The following is a 17,729-nucleotide window of genomic DNA, read 5'->3' on the forward strand; positions in this document are numbered from 1 at the left end:
GGCTCGAAGCCCCCCAGGGAGAGGTGAAGAAGCGGGGCTGAGGGACTGCGCCCGGCAAATTCGCCTATACTGGCGCAAAGGAGAATCGCGCTTGCCTATTCGCCAGTTGCCGCAGGACCTCGTCAATCGCATCGCCGCCGGCGAGGTGGTGGAGCGGCCGGCGAGCGTCGTCAAGGAGCTGGTGGAAAACGCCATCGATGCCGGGGCCCGGCGGATCACCATCACCACTTCGGGCGGTGGCAAGAGCCTGATCCGCATCCTCGATGATGGCTGCGGCATGGACGAGGCCGATCTCCGGCTCTCGGTGGTGCGGCACGCCACCTCCAAGCTTGCCGATGACGGGCTCGAGGATATCCGCACGCTGGGTTTTCGCGGCGAGGCGCTGGCCTCGATCGGCTCGGTGGCGCGGCTTTCGGTGGCCTCGCGGCCCGAGGGCGCGGCATCGGGGCTCAAGATCACGGTGTCGGGCAGCCAGCCGGGCCCTATCGTGCCCGAGGCGATGAACCGGGGCACGATCGTGGAGGTGCGCGATCTCTTCGCCGATGTGCCGGCGCGGCTCAAATTCTTGAAGAGCGACAAGGCCGAGGCCGGCGCCATCACCGATGTGGCCAAGAAGCTGGCCATGGCCAATCCGGGCGTGCAGTTCCGCCTCGACGGGCCCGACCGCATGCCGGTGGACTGGCCGGCGCGCAGCGGGCCGGGGGCGCTCGCAGCACGGCTTGCCGATGTGATGGGCGATGAGTTCGTGGCCAATGCCGTGACGCTGGGGCTGATGCGTCATGGCGTGGTGGTGGCGGGGCTGGCGGGCCTGCCCACGTTCAGCCGGGCCAACAGCCTTTTACAGCATTATTTCGTCAATGGGCGGGCGGTGCGCGACAAGGTGCTGCTGGGTGCGGTGCGCGCGGCCTATGCGGACTACCTCTTCCGCGACCGCTTTCCGGCCATCGCGCTGTTTTTATCGGTCGATCCGGGCGAGGTGGATGTGAATGTGCATCCGGCCAAGACGGAGCTACGGTTTCGAGACCCCGGCGGGGTGCGGGGCGCGGTGATCAGAGCCGTGGGCGAGGCGCTGGCGGCGGCCGGGCATCGGGCCAGCGGCAGCACCAGCGAGGCGCTGGTCGATGCCTTTCGCGCCCCGGAAATGGACGCGGCGCGACCGGCGGCGACGGGCTGGCACCCCGATATCGAGCCGAAATTCCGCGCGCCGGCGCAAGGCTATTCTCCGGCGTTTCGTGCGCCGCAGGCCGGGATTGCCGGGCTCGCCGAACCCTCGGCGCGGGTCGTCGCCGAGCCCCTGCCCGACGCGGTGGCCGAGCATCCGCTCGGAGCGGCGCGAGCGCAGATGTTCGAAAACTACATCGTGGCGGAAACGCCCGCCGGCCTCGTGCTGGTCGACCAGCATGCCGCCCATGAGCGGCTGGTCTACGAGAAGATGAAGCGCGCGCTGGCCGATGGCGGCATCGCCAGCCAGCGGCACCTGATCCCGGTGGTCGTGGAGTTGCCGGAGGAGGATTGCGAGCGGCTGGCGGCGGCGGCTCCGGTGCTCGAGGGGCTGGGGCTGGGGCTCGAACGCTTCGGCCCGCGCGCGGTGGCGGTGCGTGAAACCCCGGCGCTGCTCGGGCAGGCCGATGTGGCCGGGCTCGTGCGCGATCTCGCCGACGGGCTGGCGGAATGGGGCACGAGCGCGGCGCTGTCGGACCGGCTCGAAGCGATCATCGGGCGCATGGCCTGCCACGGTTCGGTGCGCTCGGGGCGGCGGCTCAGGCCCGAAGAGATGAACGCGCTGCTGCGCGAAATGGAAGCGACGCCTCATTCGGGCCAGTGCATCCACGGCCGGCCCACCTATGTGCAGCTCTCGCTCAGGGATATCGAGAGGCTGTTCGGGCGGGGGAAGTGAAGGGGGCGCTTTGGCTGAAACCCTCGAACCGGGTCGTTCCTGTGCAAGCAGGAACCTCTGTTCACCATAGTCCGCACCGCAAACGGAGGTTCCTGCTTTTGAGGCGGCCTTTCAGCCTCCGGCACCATCCCCCAGCCCAATCCACGGCGTCATTCCGGCGAGAGCCGGAATCCAGTTTCTGTTTCAGCAACACACGAGGTTCAGCGCGTGGGGCAAGGCCCCCTCACCCGGCGCTGACGCGCCGACCTCTCCCCCAAAGGGAGAGGTAAGGTGGTGCGCGAGCCTCGGGAGTTCAGATCGCCCGCGGAAGCTAATTAGAATGGAGCCCGTCTTAACCTCTCCCTCTGGGGGAGAGGTCGGCCGAAGGCCGGGTGAGGGGGCCCTGCCGCTTGCTCAGTCTCTCCGCAAGCATGACCCACACCTCACTGCGCCTGCGTAGTCCTCATCCTGAGGAGGGGCGGAGCCCCGTCTCGAAGGGCGAGGACGTGCGCGCGGTGGACCCGGACCTCGTCCTTCGAGACGCCCCTTCGGGGCTCCTCAGGATGAGGTCCTCTCAGGGCAAGGGGGCTTTGCCCCACGCGGGATCGCGGGACCCCCCTCCCCTTGAAAGATCAGGCGACGATCAGCTTGACGTCGACATTGCCGCGGGTGGCGTTGGAATAGGGGCAGACCTGGTGGGCCTTTTCGACCAGGGCTTCGGCCTGGGCGTGATCGAAGCCCGGAAGGGTGACTTTGAGTTCGACGGCGATGTTGAAGCCGGCGCCCTTGGCGTTTTCGCCGAAGGAAACCGAAGCGTCGATGGTGGTCTCGTCGGGGATCTTGACCTTTTCGCCACGGGCGACGGCCTTGAGCGCGCCGAGGAAGCAGGCCGAATAGCCGGCGGCAAAGAGCTGCTCGGGATTGGTGCCCGGACCGTCATTGCCGCCCATGGCCTTGGGGGTATCGAGGGTCACTTCGAGCCGCCCGTCATCAGTTTTGCTCGTGCCGGTGCGGCCGCCGGTGGTGTGGGCGTGGGCGGTGTAGACTGCGGACTTGATCATGGCATCGGGTCTCCGGTTGCGATGAAATTTACATAGCGCGCAATTAGATTGCGTGCAATAGATATTCCAGCGGATGCGTGATGGATGAGGTTCAAATGAGCGAAGCGCCCCCCAGCGTCGACCAGATGCTGTGCTTTGCGGTCTATGCCGCCGGGCACGCCTTCACGCGGTTCTACAAGCCGCGGCTCGATGCGCTCGAGCTCACCTACCCGCAATATCTCGCCATGCTGGTGCTGTGGGAGAGCGATGACATCACGGTAAAGGCGCTGGGGGCGCGTTTGTTCCTCGATTCGGGCACGATCACCCCGCTGCTCAAGCGGCTCGAGGCCCGGGGGCTGGTGCTGCGCCAGCGCGACAGCGTGGACGAGCGGCAGGTGCGCATTCGCCTCACCCCGGAGGGTCGCGCCATGCGCGACCGCGCCCTCGCCATTCCGCTTGCGGTTGCGAAGGGGACGGGGCTGACCCTCGAAGGTGGAGAGGCCTTGCGGCGCGAATTGCTCGCCCTGCGCGAGCGGCTCGACGCGGCGCTGGATTAGGCGCGCGCCGCAAGAGCTGGGGCGACCGGCTTGGCGCGCTGTCTTACCCGAAAAACCCCAGCTGCGTGTCGATGGGGCTCATGGGGGCGGCATCGGCGAGGATCAGGCGGGCCCGGGCGCTGTCGCGGGCGATGGCGGCGATGAGGGCATCGAGGCTGTCGTAGATCTCCTGCCCGCGGATATGGGCGATGAGCGCGACGGACAGCTCGCGGCCATAGATGTCTTCGGAGAAATCGAAGAAATGCGGCTCGAAGGGCGGCGGGGCATCGCCGAACATCGGCTTGCCGAAACTCGCCACGCCATCGAGCCGGCGCCCGTCGATGAGCCCGCGCACGGCATAGACGCCCTGCGCCAGCGCAAAGCCTTTCGGCATGGCGATGTTGGCGGTGGGAAATCCCAGTTCGCGGCCGCGCCGGTCGCCCGAAACCACCGTGCCCGAGATGAACCAGTGATAGCCCAGCAGCCCGTTGGCGGTTGCGACATCGCCCTGGGCCAGCGCGGCGCGGATGCGGGACGAGGAGACCGCCTCGGCGCCCTCGGGAAGCAGATCGAGGATATCGACCGAAAAGCCGTGGCGCGCGCCGGCTTCGCGCAAAAAGGCCGGGGTGCCGCCGCGATCGCGGCCGAAATGGAAATCGGCGCCGACCACGACGCCCGCAACCCCCAGCGCCGCAACGAGGAAACGGGTGACGAAATCCTCGGCCGCGATGCGCGAGAGATCGCGCGAGAACGGCATGATCACCAGCCCGTCGAGCCCCATGGCCTCGGCCAGCCGCGCCTTGGCATCGGCGGGGGTCAAGCGAAACATGAAGGGCTCGGGCGCAAACACATCGCGCGGATGGGGCTCGAAGGTGAGCGCAAGGGCCGGCCTGCCTTCAGCTTTGGCGCGGGCCTTGAGCCGATCGAGCACATATTGATGGCCGCGATGAAACCCGTCGAAACTGCCGATGGCCACGAGCGCGCCGCGCAGCTGCGCCGGCACGGCACCAAGCCCGTCGAGCCGGACAAAGCCCGCCATGATCACCAGACGAGGCGCGGCATGTAGCCGGCCATGGTGGCGCCCGAGGGGGCGACGAGATCGCGGATGTCGGACGGATCGGCCTCTCCAAACGCATCGAGCTCCTCGGCATGGATGGAGCCGGTGACGAAGAGGAAATCGATGCCAAAGCCGGCCGCCCCGGTGGCATCGGTGCGCACGCTGTCGCCCACCGCGAGGATCTCCTCGCGCGCTACGGCGCGGCCCAACGCTTCTTCGGCGAGCCTCAGCGCCTCGGCATAAATCGGCGCATAGGGCTTGCCGGCCATCAGAACGGTGCCGCCGATTTCGGAGTAAAGATCGGCGAGAGCGCCGCCGCAATAGAAGAGCTTGTCGCCGACCTCGACCACCTTGTCGGGATTGGCGCAGATCAGCGGCAGGTTGCGCGACTGCCAGAGCGCAGCGCGATCCCTGTACATGTCCGGGGTATCGTCATCCTCGTCGAGATCGGTGACGACCACCGCCTCGGCGGTCTCGGCCGGGCCGCGGATGACCCCGAGGCCCTCATAGAGCGCATCGTCGATGGTGGGCGGGCCGACATGGTGGATGACCCGGCCGCGATAGGGCGCGATCATGGCGCGGGTGGCATCGCCCGAGGAGACCACCGCATCCCAGGCCGAACGGGCCACGCCCAGCTGATCGAGCATGGCGATGATGGGGGCCGAGGGGCGCGGGGCGTTGGTGACGAGGATCACCGTGCCGCCTGCGGCGCGGAAGCGGCTGAGCGCATCGACGGCGGGCGGGAAGGCCGCGAGCCCGTTATGGACGACGCCCCAGACATCGCAGAAGAGCACGCGGTAGCGCGGGTAGAGCCGGGAAAGGCCGGCGAGCGGACCGTGCGGATCGGACATCGAGGTTCCAGGACAAGGCTGCGACAGGGACGAAAAAAGGCTTGAAGCGGGGGACCCATATCATGCCCTTTGCCCGGAGAAACCCCCTGCCCGCCATTCAGCCGGCCGAGAGACGGGTCGCTATGGTGCCCTGCGCCTTGGGCAGGGGCTCGGTGACGAGATCTGTGCGCACCGGTTCGGGGCGGCCGAGATGGGGGCCCATTGCCAGCAGCACACCATCTTCGAAAAGGCTCAGCACCTGCTGCTCGGTCACCACATCGGTGGCGAGGATCTCGATGCCGTAGCGGCGGGTGAAGGCGACGATGTCGGGGGCATGGAAATCGGAGAGCTGTTCGGGCGCGGTGACGAAGCGCGCCGCATCGATGCGCACCGAGCGCACGCCCAGCGCCGAAAGCTCGGGGAAATCGAGCCTGAGGCTCGTGGCGCCGGTGAGCGACAGCGTCGCGCCCTTGCGCGCGATGGTGGCGAGCGCGGCGCGGCGATTGGTGGGCAAGGCGCGAAAATCGGGCTCGGCGATGCGCAGCAGGATCATTTCGGCGATGGCGCGATTGGCATCGATGACGGCGACGAGATTTTCCATCGCCGCCGCATCATGGAGGGTGGCGCGGGAGACATGCGTGCCGATCAGCGTCGACTGCCCAGCCATGCGCACGCGGCGGGCGATGACCACGGCCTCGTCGAGCATCATCGCATCGATACGACGGTGAATGTCCTCGTAACCCAGCCGTGGCATGAAATCATGCGGCTCGAGCAGCCTGCCCTCGGGCTGGACGAGGCGGGCCAGCAGATCATGGGCGAAGGGCCGGCGCATGGGCAGGAGCATGACCGGCGCCGACTGGAAGACGAGGCTGCCCCCGGCGATGGCGCGGCGCAATTCCTGCGGGGCGACGATGGGCTCGACCCGCGCAGGCCGCGCCGGTTCGGGAGGGAGCGCGACGGGCGCCGTGACGCCCGAAGCGCGGCGAGCGCGATCCTGCTCGAGTTCGGCCACCGCCTCGGCCACCTGGCGCACGACATTGCCCAGCACCGAGATATCGGCCTCGGCCGCCTCGAGGCGTTGCCCGGCATCGACATCGACCAGCGCGTTGACGCGCTGGCTCAGCACCGAGCCGGCCTGCGCATCGGTGGAGAGGAGCCGCGACAATTCCTCGATGCCGCGTTCGATGCGCGCCTCGGCCCGACGGCGCAGCATGCGTTCGAGGATGAGGGTGAAAAGCGTGCCGCAGCTCAGCGCCGTGACGAAGGCCTCTATGGGGGTGAAAGTGAGCCCGAAATAGGCCAGCACACCCAGCCCGAGGGCGGCCAGCGCGATGAAGATGTAGACGAGCCCCTGCACGCGCCCTGCCTCCGGAAGCCGGATTCGGCCGGGCTTTTCATAGCATCGGCACAACAGCGGCAAAAGCTTTGCAGGGGGCCCCGCGCTTCCAAACGGAATATTTACCGTGATGAGCAAGAGTTGGGAAACCAACACTGCCCCTCCGGAGCCCGCATCGCCCATGCCCTCTCGATCGATCCCGGCCAATGATTTCGGCCCCAGGCTGCTTCTGGTGGATCGTGATTCGGCCGGCATCCGCAGCCTTGTCGCAGGCCTCTCCCGCGCGCTCGCCGGATCGGTGCGGGTCGAGATCGTGACGGGCGGCCGGGCAGCAGCCGAGATGCTGCGGGGCGAGAGCTTCGACCTGGTGCTGGCCGACCTCGCCAGCCTTTCGGACCTTGCCGGCAAGGTAGATGAGGCGATCGCACGGCTGGTGAAACTCTCTGCCGGCGCGCTGCTCGTGGCGCTGTCCGAGGGCGGATCGGTGAGCGTGGCGGTGGCGGCGATGCGCGCCGGAGCCCATGACGTCATCGCGCTGCCCATCGCGCCCGAAGCCTTTGCCACCCGCATAGGCGAACTGGCGCAGCGGCACGGCAAGGGCCAGGCGCTGAGCTTTGCCGATGATGCACGGCCCGGTCGCGCCGATTTCGAGGGCTTTGTCGGCGTCTCGAGCCAGATGCAGCATGTCTATGACCAGATCGAGCGGATCGCGCCGTCTTCGGCCCCGGTGTTCATCACGGGTGAAAGCGGCACCGGCAAGGATGTGTGCGCCGAGGCGATCCACAGCCGCGGCCCGCGCGCGGGCAAGCGCTTCGTGGCGATCAACTGCGCCGCCATTCCGCGCGATTTGCTCGAAAGCGAGCTCTTCGGGGTGGTGCGCGGCGCCTATACGGGCGCCCATGAGGACAGGAAGGGCGCGGCCGAACTCGCCGATGGCGGAACCCTCTTTCTCGACGAGATCGGCGAGATGGACCTTTCGCTGCAGGCCAAGCTGCTGCGCTTTTTGCAGACCGGCACGGTGAGCCGGGTGGGCGAGGCGAGCCAGCGCCGCATCGATGTGCGGGTGGTGTGCGCCACCAATCGCAACCCCATGCAGCTTATCACCAACCGGCTCTTCCGCGAGGATCTGTTCTATCGATTGCATGTGCTGCCCATCCATTTGCCGCCGCTGCGGCAGCGGCCGGCCGACATTCTGGTGCTGGCCCGGCATTTTCTTACCCGCTACGCCGCCGAGGAGCGCAAGCGCTTTTCCGATTTCACCCCCGAGACAGCGAGCCTGATGACGGCGCGCGACTGGCCGGGCAATGTGCGGCAGCTCCAGAACCTCGTGCGCCGGCTGGTGGTGATGTTCGATGGCGGGGAGATCACCGCCCAGATGGTGACGGCCGCCGATATCGAGAGCCTGACGTTGGGCCATCAGGACACGCCGGCCGCCAGCCGCGCCGAACCGGTTATCCTGCCGCTCTGGCAGCAGGAACAGCGCATCATCGAGGAAGCGATCGCCCGGTTTTCCGGCAATATCACGCTGGCGGCCGCCGCACTCGAACTCAGCCCCTCCACCATCTACCGCAAGCGACAGGCCTGGGCCGACATGGATGGCACGCGCCGCAAGGGCGCGGCGTGACTTCCTTCTGTCATTCATTTGCATTACGCTGCTCTCATCGCAGGATGGAGCGGCGGAATGGCGGACAATGCAGTGGTTCAGGCGCGGATCGACCCTGAGATAAAGGACAAGGCGCAGGATGTGCTCCAGAGGATGGGGCTCACCCTGTCGGATGCCATTCGGATCCTGTTGACGCGGACCGCCAATGAGGGGGCGCTGCCGATGGAGGTGATCAACAGCAGCGCCGAATATGATGCCTGGTTTCGCGCCAAGGTGCGGGACGCCCTCGAGGATCCGCGACCTGCCATCGCGGACGCGGATGCCGAGCGCAGGATGGCGCAATTCAAGGCGGGCGTTCTGGCTGGACGCAGGGCCGCGAGTTGATGCTGCTCGATTGGAGCGAAGCCGCGCTCCGCGACCGCGAGGACATATTTCGCTATATCGCTATTGAAGGCGGCAGCCCCGACGCCGGGTTGCGCATTGACGACCTGATCTATCAGCAGGTCCAGCGGCTCAAGACTTTCCCATATTCAGGCAGGTCCGGTCGCATCGACGGAACGCGTGAAATCATCATCGGGTCTACGCCCTATCTGGCGGTCTATAAGGTCGACGACGATCGCGTGCTGATCCTGCGCGTCCTTCACGGCGCGCGGGAATGGCCGTGATCTGCGTGCCACGGCCTCAGGCCGTCACCACCCAACCGCGGAAGGACAGCGCGGCGTAGATGAGGGCGATGTCGCGGTAGCCGGCTTCGGCCAGCAGGGATTCTTCCTCGGCGGCATCGAGCAGCGGCAGGCGCTCGATCATGGTGGCGGCCGATGTCTCGGCCCTCTGACGGTCATTGCCTTGCCGATCGCCGAACAGCACCGAGCGTGCCATCCAGAGCGGGCGATGCTCGGCCGGGGGTGCGTGATGGGCGATCACCAGCCGGGCTCCGGGCCTGAGGCGGCTGCGGACTTCGCGCAGCGTGCGCAGGCGTTCGTCGCGATCGAGGAAATGCAGGACGAGAAGGCAGGTCGCCCCGTCGAACGGGCCCGCCCCGGCCGCATCGATCGTGCCCTCGACCAGTTCGACGCGGTCGGCAAAGGGCGCGACGGCCTTGCGGGCAAGATCGAGCATGGCGGGTGCGGGATCAACCCCGGTGAACCGCCAGTCCGGGCGGGCCGCCGCCATGGCCGCAAGCTCAAGCCCGCCGCCGGCGCCGACGACGAGGATATGGCCCTGGCCGGTTGCATGCTCACCCAGCAGCAGCGTCGCCATGCGGTGGAGGTCGCCGAGCCCGGGCACCTTGCGCAGCGCATCTTCGGCATAGGTCGAAACCGCTGCCGCGTTGGTGAAGGGCGCTGCGCTCATGTCCCTGGTCCTCTGACTGCCTCGGGTGGCAGGCGGGAAGCCCTCAGCCCCTGGCCTTCTCGCCGGCCTTGCGGGCGGTGGCGAAGGCCTTGGCTTCGTCGCCCACGGTGGTGCCCTTCTTGAGCAGGGCGCCCTGGTCGTAGACTTCCCAGACCCACTGGGCGTTGGGGCCGCTGCCACCGGTGCGGCGCAGGCGGATGTCGAGCTTTGCAGCTTCGGTCATTGGTTTTCCTATCTCCACGTAAAGACGCGGGTTACCGAGTAGTTGAAGACGACGCTCATCACCGCCCCGGCAATGCCGGCGAGGAAGAGATCGGGGCTCGCCTCATAGATCCAGGTGGCCACCGAGACATTGGCCAGCGCCCCGATGGAGCACACGGCATAAAAGGTCAGAAGGCCGATCCAGAAGCGGTTGCCCCTGAGCTTCTTGTCGGCATAGGTCAGCTCGTTGTTGAGCACGAAATTGGTGGTCATGGCCACGATGGTGGCGGTGAGCTGGGCATTGGTGAAGTTGAAGCCCATGAGCTCGTGGGTCGTCCACAGCACGGCAAGGTGCACGAAGACGCCCGATCCGCCGACCATGCCGAACAGCAAGAAGCTCGTGGGCAAAAGCCCGCCGCTGAGCTTGGAGAGCACCAGCCCCAGAAACTGGATGGCGATGAGCGGGCTCATCTTGCTTTCGCCGGCATGGCGGGGCCGGAAGGTATAGGGCACCTCACCGATGCGCAGCACGCGATCGGCCCGCTTGCGGAAGCGGGTGGCCGAAACGATGATGTCGAGCAGGATCTTGAAGCCGTCGCGGCTCAAACCGGGCGCCACCTCCTCGAACACCTCGCGGCGCATGAGGAAGAAGCCGCTCATCGGATCGGAGAGCGCGCGGCCGGTGAGAAGGCCCGAGAGCTTCGTGGCAAGCCGGCTGCCGGCTTCGCGCGAGGCCGAGAACCCTGCCCCGACACTGCCGGCCCCGGCATAGCGGGTGCCCACCACGACGTCGTCGCCGGCCTCGGCCTTGGCGAGCATCGCGGGAAGAATCGTCTCGTCATGCTGGAGATCGGCATCGATGACGGCAAAGAACGGGGCGCTGGTGGCCGAAATGCCCTCGATGCAGGCCGAGGACAGGCCACGCCGGCCGATGCGGTGGATACAGCGCACATTGGGGTGGCGCCGCGCCATCTCGCGCACCACCTCTGCCGTGCCATCGGGGGAGTTGTCATCGACAACGATGAATTCGAAGGGCGTGCCGGACAGCGCCGCGCTCACCCGCTCGTAGAGCACCGCGACATTGTCGCGCTCATTGTAGCTGGGCACGATGACCGCGAGGCGCGGCGGGAACCAGGCGGGAGAGGTGGAGGCGGCGGGTGCGCCCGAAGGCGCAGCGAGGGGTTCGGTCAAGGGCAGAGGATCCCAGGGCTCGGGGCGCCGGCACCCCCTGGGCACCGCGCCGGCTTGGATTAACCGCCCGGCCCGAGATTTGCAACCGCAGTGCCGATGCGCCCGCGTCGCGAGGGCCACGCGTCTTGACAGTGCAGGACCCCCAGCCTATATCAACGCCACCTGTTAGCACTCCTCATTACTGAGTGCTAACAGCCCGGCTTTCCAGTCTTTGAACAGACTTTGATAAGGAGCAAACATGAGCTTCCGTCCCCTGCACGACCGCGTTGTGGTCCGGCGTGTCGACAGCGAGGAAAAGTCCGCTGGCGGCATCATCATCCCCGATACCGCCAAGGAAAAGCCCTCCGAGGGCGTGGTGGTCTCGGTCGGCCCGGGCGCCCGTGACGAGAGCGGCAAGGTCGTTGCCCTCGACGTCAAGGAAGGCGATCGCGTGCTGTTCGGCAAGTGGAGCGGCACCGAGGTCAAGCTCAACGGGCAGGACCTGCTGATCATGAAAGAGTCCGACATCATGGGCGTGATCGCCTGATCCGCCTGACGTCAGCTTCGCAACACCTATTCAAGGAGCGCCTGCAATGGCAGCCAAAGACGTAAAATTCTCCACCGATGCCCGCGACAAGATGGTCCGCGGCGTCAACATCCTCGCCAACGCCGTCAAGGTCACGCTCGGTCCCAAGGGCCGCAACGTGGTGATCGACAAGTCCTTCGGCGCCCCGCGCATCACCAAGGACGGTGTCACCGTCGCCAAGGAGATCGAGCTCGAGGACAAGTTCGAGAACATGGGCGCCCAGATGGTGCGCGCCGTGGCCTCCAAGACCAACGACATCGCCGGTGACGGCACCACCACCGCCACCGTGCTGGCCCAGGCCATCGTCAACGAAGGCGTCAAGCTCGTTGCCGCCGGCATGAATCCGATGGACCTCAAGCGCGGCATCGACCTCGCGGTCGAGGAAGTCGTCGCCAACCTCAAGGCCCGCGCCAAGAAGATCACCTCTTCGGCCGAAGTCGCCCAGGTCGGCACCATCTCTGCCAATGGCGAGAAGGCCATCGGCGAGATGATCGCCAATGCCATGCAGAAGGTCGGCAACGAGGGTGTCATCACCGTCGAGGAAGCCAAGACCGCCGAGACCGAACTCGACGTCGTCGAGGGCATGCAGTTCGACCGTGGCTATCTCTCGCCCTATTTCGTCACCAATGCCGAGAAGATGACCGCCGTGCTCGAGGATCCGGTGATCCTGCTGCACGAGAAGAAGCTCTCGAACCTGCAGTCGATGCTGCCGATCCTCGAGGCCGTCGTCCAGTCGCAGCGCCCGCTGCTGATCATTGCCGAGGACATCGAGGGCGAAGCCCTTGCCACCCTCGTGGTCAACCGCCTGCGTGGCGGGCTCAAGGTCGCCGCCGTCAAGGCGCCGGGCTTCGGTGATCGCCGCAAGGCCATGCTCGAAGACATCGCCGTCCTCACCGGTGGCCAGGTCATCTCCGAAGATCTCGGCATCAAGCTCGAGAACGTGACCCTCGACATGCTCGGCACCGCCAAGCGCGTCGAGATCACCAAGGAGAACACCACCATCGTCGATGGTTCGGGCTCCAAGGAAGACATCGAGGGCCGCGTTGGCCAGATCAAGGCGCAGATCGAGGAGACCACCTCGGACTACGACCGCGAGAAGCTCCAGGAGCGTCTGGCCAAGCTCGCCGGTGGCGTTGCCGTGATCAAGGTCGGCGGCTCGACCGAAGTGGAAGTCAAGGAGCGCAAGGACCGCGTCGATGACGCGCTCAACGCGACCCGCGCAGCCGTCGAAGAAGGCATCGTGCCGGGTGGCGGTGTCGCCCTGCTGCGCGCTTCGGCCGATCTCCAGGTCAAGGGTGCCAATGCCGACCAGCAGGCCGGCGTCAACCTCGTCAAGCGCGCCCTGCAGGAGCCGGTCCGCCAGATCTCCAACAATGCCGGCGACGAAGGCTCGGTGGTTGTGGGCAAGATCCTCGAGAAGGCCGAGCTGACCTATGGCTACGACGCCCAGAACGGCACCTATGGCGACATGATCCAGATGGGCATCATCGACCCGGTGAAGGTGGTTCGCACCGCCCTGCAGGACGCCGCCTCGGTGGCCTCGCTGCTGATCACCACCGAAGCCATGATCGCCGAGCTTCCCAAGGACGCAGCCCCGGCCATGCCGGGTGGCGGCGGCGGCATGGGCGGCATGGGCGGGATGGACTTCTGATCGATCCCCGATCCTTACGCCTCTAATGGAAGGGCGGTGCCGCTGGCGCCGCCCTTTTTCCTTGGCTAGTGGCGTCTGAGTAGGTGCGGACGTGGCAGTTGATCAGGTCTCGGCCTTGACGGGCCCCCGCTGATCACGCAGCGGGGCGGCGGCTGCGCCAGGCCCTCAGGCCGAGCTCGAGCGCGAAGGCGAGCACGAGGCCGACGGGGCCGAGCATGAAGGTGGCGGCGAGGATGGGGATCTGCACGATGCGGTGCACCCCGAGGCCATCGAGCCGCTCGGCGATCCAGGTGCCCACGAAGAGATCGAACGCCAGATAATGCTGCCAGCCGGCCACCATCAGCGGATCGCTGGCGGTGGCGTAGAGCTGCTTGAGCCCTTCGAGCGAGGTGAAATCGCCCTGGGCCGTCGCCATGCCGGGAATGATCGCGACGGCATAGGCGACCCCCAGTATGGCGGGAATGACGAAGCGCGTCGGGATCGGAAAGGCGGAAAGGCGCCGTGGCGCGAAAGCGAGGATCAGCCAGCCCAGCAGCGCGAGGCCATTGGAGAGCGAAAACATGAGGTCGGCGGACATCGGGATCTCCCTGTGCTGGCCCTGCCTGCCAGCCCTGCAATGGAGTGCCGGCAGACCGCTCGAGTCAATCGGCGGATGGCGATCTCAATCTGCCATCCGGGCCCAAAACGCGTGATCCGAGGGCAAAAGAGGCAGTAAACGACGCACCGTGAAGCCTGGATCATTCACGATGTTCTCATGGCGGGCGGCCGATCCGGGCCGCGACAGGCCTGCGTAAAGGGGGCAGTCCGGACGCTGAGAAAGACGCAGTCCGGCAGGCAAGAGTTTCAAGAAACCGGAGGACTGATCCATGAAGCTGCTCAAGACCCTCGCCCTCGCCACTGCCCTCGTCGCCAGCCCGCTCGCCCTCACGAGCGTCCAGGCCGCCAATGTCGTCGAGACCGCCCAGGCGGCCGGCTCCTTCCAGACCCTGCTCGCCGCCGCGACCGCCGCCGGCCTTGCCGACGCGCTCGCCACCACCGCCAACATCACCGTCTTTGCCCCGACCGACGAAGCCTTCGCCGCCCTGCCGGCCGGCACCGTCGAGAACCTGCTCAAGCCCGAGAACCAGGCTCAGCTCGTCGCCATCCTTCAGCTGCACGTGGTGCCCAGCGAGATCATGTCGGCGGCCATTCCGGATGGCGCGACCGAAGTCGATACGCTCAACCCCGAAGGCAAGCTCACCGTCACCAAGTCCGGCGCGGGCGTGACCGTCGCTGCCTCCAACACCGCCAATGTGGTCACCGCCGACGTCGATGCCGACAATGGCGTGATCCATGTGATCGACGCCGTCCTGCTGCCCTGATCGCTTCCCGGCCGTCTCCCCTCCTCACCCCTCTCCTGACGGCCGAAAGCCGGCGCGGTCCCTTCCCTCGGGGACCGCGCTTTTTTTGTTTTGGAGTGCCTGCCGGGCGGCGCGTCCGGTGCAGCAGTGCGCCCCACCCGGGTCGTTCCTGCGAAAGCAGGAACCTCCGTTTGGAGATAGATGCCCAGCCAACAGAGGTCCCTGCTTCCGCAGGGACGACCGGGAGCGGGAGGGTCCTCAGGGCACCCGATGACTGAACGCTCAGGGCACCAGCAGGAGGCGGATGGCGAGGCCGATGGCGACGAGCACGACCAAGGGCCGGATGATCTTGGCCCCGAAGCGGATGCCGATGCGGGCGCCGAGATAGCCGCCGGCCACCTGTCCGCAGGCCATGGCGAGCGCAGCGGGCCAGACGACCTCGCCGGCGAGGATGAACACCATCAGGGCCGCGAGGTTGGACATGAGGTTGAGCACCTTGGTCGAGCCCGAGGCGCGGATGAGCCCGAAGCCGAACAGCAGCACGAAGCCGATGGTGAAGAACGATCCCGTGCCCGGCCCGAAAATGCCATCGTAAAAGCCCACGACAAAGCCCATGACGGGCACGAAGAGGCGTGGATCGAGGCGGGCGGCGCGGTCGGCATCGGTGAGATTGGGCGCGAACAGGAAATAGAGCGCGATGCCGATCAGCATCACCGGCACGGCGGTGGCGAGGAGGCCGGTATCGATCACCTGCACCGCCGCAGCGCCCGTGGCCGAACCGATGAGCGTGAGTACCAGCGCGATCAGCAGCGCCTTGAGATCGACATAGCCGCGCCGCCAATAGGTGAAGGCGGCGATCGCCGTGCCCACCGAGCCCTGGAACTTGTTGGTGGCAAGCGCCGCAACCGGCGGCACGCCCGCCGAGAGCAGCGCGGGCAGCGCGATCATGCCCCCGCCCCCGGCGATGGCATCGACGAAGCCGGCCAGCATGCCGACACCGGCAAGGGCAACCAGAACGACGGGTTCGAGCATCATGGCGACTTTTTCTCGGGCGCGCCCGGCCGGATGTCGTCGGGCGCCAGGATGCGCCCCTCGCGCAGCGGAATATTGGTCATCGAGGACAGGAAGCCCGACAGCATGAGCTGGAAGCCCGCAACCAGCGCCGTCATCGCCAGAAGCAGGGCGCGCAGCGTGTAGGGCGATTCGAGCGGGCCGAAATCACGGGCCGCCCATTCCGACAGGCCCCAGAGCATCGCGGCAGCCCCGATGCCCATCAGCACCAGCGCCATCAAAAGGATGCGCTCGAGCGTCAGCCCCTCGAGCAGCCGATCGAACTTTTCGGAGCGCGGGATGAAGCCGTAGCGCGAGGCGAAGCGCCGCCCGATGAGCCCGAAGGAGATCGACTGCAACCCGACGATGACGCACATGGCGGCGACGACAAAGGTGTGCAGATCAAACACCACGCGCCCGATCCGCACCGGGCCGGGCAGCAGCGCCCCGCCCACGATGAGCCCGAAAATCAGCAGCGCGAGGCCGGGATAGAGAAACAGCCAGCGCGGGGAAAACAGCAGCAGGAAGCGCAGGTGGCGCCAGCCATCGCGGAACGAGCGCAGATGGGGTGGACGCGAGCGGCCATCGGGCTTGAGGGTGGTGGGCACCTCGGCGACATCGAGGCCCGAAAGCGTCGCCTTGACCAGCATTTCGGAGGCGAATTCCATGCCGGTGGTGCGCAGCCCCAGCCCCTGGATGGCGTCGCGATCAAAGCCCCTCAGCCCGCAATGGAAATCCGACGCCTTGGTGCGGAAGAAGAGCTTGCCGAGGAACGACAGCACGGGGTTGCCGATATATTTGTGGTGCCAGGGCATGGCGCCCGGCGCGATGCCGCCGCGAAAGCGGTTGCCCATGACCAGCTGGTGGCCCTGCCGGAGCGCGGCGACGAAGGCATCCAGCGCCGAAAAATCATAGCTGTCATCGGCATCGCCCATGATGACGAAGCGCCCGCGCGCCGCAGCGATGCCGGCCCCGAGCGCGGCGCCATAGCCGCGCACCGGCACATCGACGACGCGCGCGCCATGGGCCCGCGCGATCTCCTGGCTGCCATCAGTGGAGCCATTGTCGGCGATCAGCACCTCCCCCGAAACGCCCGAGCGCGCCAGATAGCCCTGCGCCTTTTCTATGCAGACGGCGAGGGTCTCCGCCTCATTGAGGCAGGGCATGAGGATGGTGAGTTCGAGCGGCGCGTCGCCCATGCGATTCCCCCGGCGGATCGGTGTCTTATAGCCTGTGCAACGCCCGTCGACAGCGCGATGCCGGCGGCGCGCCCGAAATTTACCGCCGCTAAACCGTGTTTACGGCCAAAGCCTTAACCATCCGGTTAAACCGGTTTTTTGCCTCGGCCTGCAAATATTGACGACAGTCTCCGGCGCAACCGGATTTCACAGCCCCTGTAGAAGCGAGTATTGCCGATGCCCTTTGGAAAGACAGTGGCGGCCGGCCTGGCCGTCGTCCTCACGCTGGCCAGCCTTGCAAGCCCGGCCATGGCGCAGAACGTCTCGTTCCGGACGATCTTTTCGCCCTCCCAGTCGGCCAGCCAGCAGGCCCAGCAGCCGGCGCAGCCGCGCCGCACCCAGCCGCTGTTCGCGAGCCGCAGCATGCAGGCCCCGCGGGCCGAGAACCGCTTCGCGCGCCAGATGGTCGCCTACCAGACCCGCGAGAAGGCCGGCACGGTGGTGGTCGATACCAATGCCAAATATCTCTATCTGGTGATGGGCAATGGCCAGGCCATGCGCTACGGCATCGGCGTGGCGCGGCCCGGCTTCGAGTGGGCCGGCACTCACAAGGTGACCCAGAAGCGCGAATGGCCGGGCTGGACGCCGCCGGCCGCCATGCGCAAGCGCCAGCCGCATCTGCCGGCCTTCATGGAAGGAGGCCCCGACAATCCGCTGGGCGCCCGCGCGCTCTATCTGGGCTCGACGCTCTACCGCATCCACGGCACCAACGATCCCTCGAGCATCGGGCAGAACCTCTCCTCGGGCTGCATACGGATGGTCAATGACGACGTCATCGATCTCTACAACCGCGTGCCGGTGGGCACCCGCGTGATCGTGATCTAGCTTTTGGAAGGTCGCGTTTCCGGGCGATTTTCACGTC

The 17,729-nt window shown here is 66.9% G+C and carries 19 protein-coding genes; 9 read left to right on the plus strand and 10 right to left on the minus strand.

From position 1 onward, the window contains the following. Window positions 1-91: 91 nt before the first annotated feature. A complete protein-coding gene (mutL, locus tag BT183_RS16380; protein ID WP_072345513.1) occupies window positions 92-1,897 on the plus strand; it encodes a DNA mismatch repair endonuclease MutL in 1,806 nt (601 codons plus the stop codon). A 611-nt stretch (window positions 1,898-2,508) separates the two neighbouring features. Here the strand turns inward: mutL and BT183_RS16385 are convergent. Further along, window positions 2,509-2,937: an organic hydroperoxide resistance protein gene (locus tag BT183_RS16385; RefSeq protein WP_072345515.1), complete on the minus strand. Its 429-nt coding sequence runs from the start codon at window positions 2,935-2,937 to the stop codon at window positions 2,509-2,511. A gap of 95 nt (window positions 2,938-3,032) precedes the next feature. On the opposite strand from BT183_RS16385, the gene BT183_RS16390 reads away from it, so the two are divergent. Continuing rightward, the gene (locus BT183_RS16390) at window positions 3,033-3,473 is read left to right on the plus strand and encodes a MarR family winged helix-turn-helix transcriptional regulator (RefSeq protein WP_244545363.1); all 441 of its coding nucleotides are present in this window, start codon (window positions 3,033-3,035) and stop codon (window positions 3,471-3,473) included. Between the two features lie 43 nt (window positions 3,474-3,516). On the opposite strand, the gene BT183_RS16395 is transcribed toward BT183_RS16390, so the two are convergent. The 3 genes from BT183_RS16395 to BT183_RS16405 all read right to left on the minus strand — a co-directional run bounded on the left by BT183_RS16395 (window position 3,517) and on the right by BT183_RS16405 (window position 6,696). Further along, entirely contained in the window at window positions 3,517-4,491 is a 975-nt protein-coding gene (locus BT183_RS16395; protein WP_072345518.1) for a bifunctional riboflavin kinase/FAD synthetase, read from the minus strand. Window positions 4,492-4,493: 2 nt separating this feature from the next. Further along, window positions 4,494-5,360, minus strand: coding sequence for a TIGR01459 family HAD-type hydrolase (locus tag BT183_RS16400; protein WP_072345520.1), 867 nt, complete (start codon window positions 5,358-5,360; stop codon window positions 4,494-4,496). Between the two features lie 97 nt (window positions 5,361-5,457). Continuing rightward, window positions 5,458-6,696, minus strand: a complete 1,239-nt coding sequence (locus BT183_RS16405; RefSeq protein ID WP_072345522.1) for an EAL domain-containing protein — start codon at window positions 6,694-6,696, stop codon at window positions 5,458-5,460. Between the two features lie 160 nt (window positions 6,697-6,856). Between BT183_RS16405 and BT183_RS16410 the strand changes: the two genes are divergently transcribed. From BT183_RS16410 to BT183_RS16420, 3 genes are read left to right on the plus strand one after another with little or no spacing between them, the layout of a single operon-like run. Continuing rightward, on the plus strand, window positions 6,857-8,299 hold the full coding sequence (locus BT183_RS16410; protein WP_072345524.1) for a sigma-54-dependent transcriptional regulator: 1,443 nt from the start codon (window positions 6,857-6,859) through the stop codon (window positions 8,297-8,299). A gap of 57 nt (window positions 8,300-8,356) precedes the next feature. After that, the gene (locus BT183_RS16415; protein ID WP_072345526.1) at window positions 8,357-8,662 is read left to right on the plus strand and encodes a type II toxin-antitoxin system RelB/DinJ family antitoxin; all 306 of its coding nucleotides are present in this window, start codon (window positions 8,357-8,359) and stop codon (window positions 8,660-8,662) included. Next, a complete protein-coding gene (locus BT183_RS16420) occupies window positions 8,662-8,943 on the plus strand; it encodes a type II toxin-antitoxin system RelE/ParE family toxin (protein ID WP_072345527.1) in 282 nt (93 codons plus the stop codon). The genes BT183_RS16415 and BT183_RS16420 overlap by 1 nt, the downstream gene beginning before the upstream one ends. 16 nt (window positions 8,944-8,959) lie before the next feature. Here the strand turns inward: BT183_RS16420 and BT183_RS16425 are convergent, their stop codons facing one another. The 3 genes from BT183_RS16425 to BT183_RS16435 are packed head-to-tail and all read right to left on the minus strand — an operon-like array spanning window position 8,960 to window position 11,023. Continuing rightward, entirely contained in the window at window positions 8,960-9,631 is a 672-nt protein-coding gene (locus tag BT183_RS16425) for a class I SAM-dependent methyltransferase (RefSeq protein ID WP_072345529.1), read from the minus strand. A 43-nt stretch (window positions 9,632-9,674) separates the two neighbouring features. Beyond that, window positions 9,675-9,854 (minus strand): hypothetical protein, encoded by a 180-nt coding sequence (locus BT183_RS16430; protein WP_072345531.1) that lies wholly within the window; start codon window positions 9,852-9,854, stop codon window positions 9,675-9,677. A gap of 8 nt (window positions 9,855-9,862) precedes the next feature. Next, window positions 9,863-11,023, minus strand: a complete 1,161-nt coding sequence (locus BT183_RS16435) for a glycosyltransferase (RefSeq protein ID WP_072345532.1) — start codon at window positions 11,021-11,023, stop codon at window positions 9,863-9,865. Between the two features lie 238 nt (window positions 11,024-11,261). Between BT183_RS16435 and BT183_RS16440 the strand changes: the two genes are divergently transcribed. Together BT183_RS16440 and groL are read left to right on the plus strand one after the other, a co-directional pair. Next, the gene (locus tag BT183_RS16440; RefSeq protein WP_072345534.1) at window positions 11,262-11,549 is read left to right on the plus strand and encodes a co-chaperone GroES; all 288 of its coding nucleotides are present in this window, start codon (window positions 11,262-11,264) and stop codon (window positions 11,547-11,549) included. Between the two features lie 46 nt (window positions 11,550-11,595). Beyond that, window positions 11,596-13,239 carry a chaperonin GroEL gene (gene groL, locus BT183_RS16445; protein WP_072345536.1) on the plus strand — a complete coding sequence of 548 codons (1,644 nt, stop codon included), beginning with the start codon at window positions 11,596-11,598 and terminating at the stop codon, window positions 13,237-13,239. 133 nt (window positions 13,240-13,372) lie between these two features. Here groL and BT183_RS16450 read toward each other — a convergent pair whose 3' ends face one another. Continuing rightward, window positions 13,373-13,816, minus strand: a complete 444-nt coding sequence (locus BT183_RS16450; RefSeq protein ID WP_072345538.1) for an ABA4-like family protein — start codon at window positions 13,814-13,816, stop codon at window positions 13,373-13,375. 289 nt (window positions 13,817-14,105) lie between these two features. Here BT183_RS16450 and BT183_RS16455 point away from each other — a divergent pair, with 289 nt between their 5' ends. Then, complete coding sequence (locus BT183_RS16455) at window positions 14,106-14,600, plus strand: fasciclin domain-containing protein (protein ID WP_072345540.1); 495 nt, start codon at window positions 14,106-14,108, stop codon at window positions 14,598-14,600. A 261-nt stretch (window positions 14,601-14,861) separates the two neighbouring features. On the opposite strand, the gene BT183_RS16460 is transcribed toward BT183_RS16455, so the two are convergent. Next, the gene (locus tag BT183_RS16460; RefSeq protein ID WP_072345542.1) at window positions 14,862-15,614 is read right to left on the minus strand and encodes a TSUP family transporter; all 753 of its coding nucleotides are present in this window, start codon (window positions 15,612-15,614) and stop codon (window positions 14,862-14,864) included. Continuing rightward, the gene (locus BT183_RS16465; protein WP_072345544.1) at window positions 15,611-16,828 is read right to left on the minus strand and encodes a glycosyltransferase family 2 protein; all 1,218 of its coding nucleotides are present in this window, start codon (window positions 16,826-16,828) and stop codon (window positions 15,611-15,613) included. Before BT183_RS16465 ends, BT183_RS16460 begins: the two co-directional genes overlap by 4 nt. Window positions 16,829-17,044: 216 nt before the next feature. On the opposite strand from BT183_RS16465, the gene BT183_RS16470 reads away from it, so the two are divergent. Further along, window positions 17,045-17,692, plus strand: a complete 648-nt coding sequence (locus BT183_RS16470; protein ID WP_072345546.1) for a L,D-transpeptidase — start codon at window positions 17,045-17,047, stop codon at window positions 17,690-17,692. Window positions 17,693-17,729 lie beyond the last annotated feature (37 nt).

Origin of the sequence: Devosia enhydra, assembly GCF_900119845.1 — a bacterium.
Lineage (GTDB): Bacteria > Pseudomonadota > Alphaproteobacteria > Rhizobiales > Devosiaceae > FPKU01.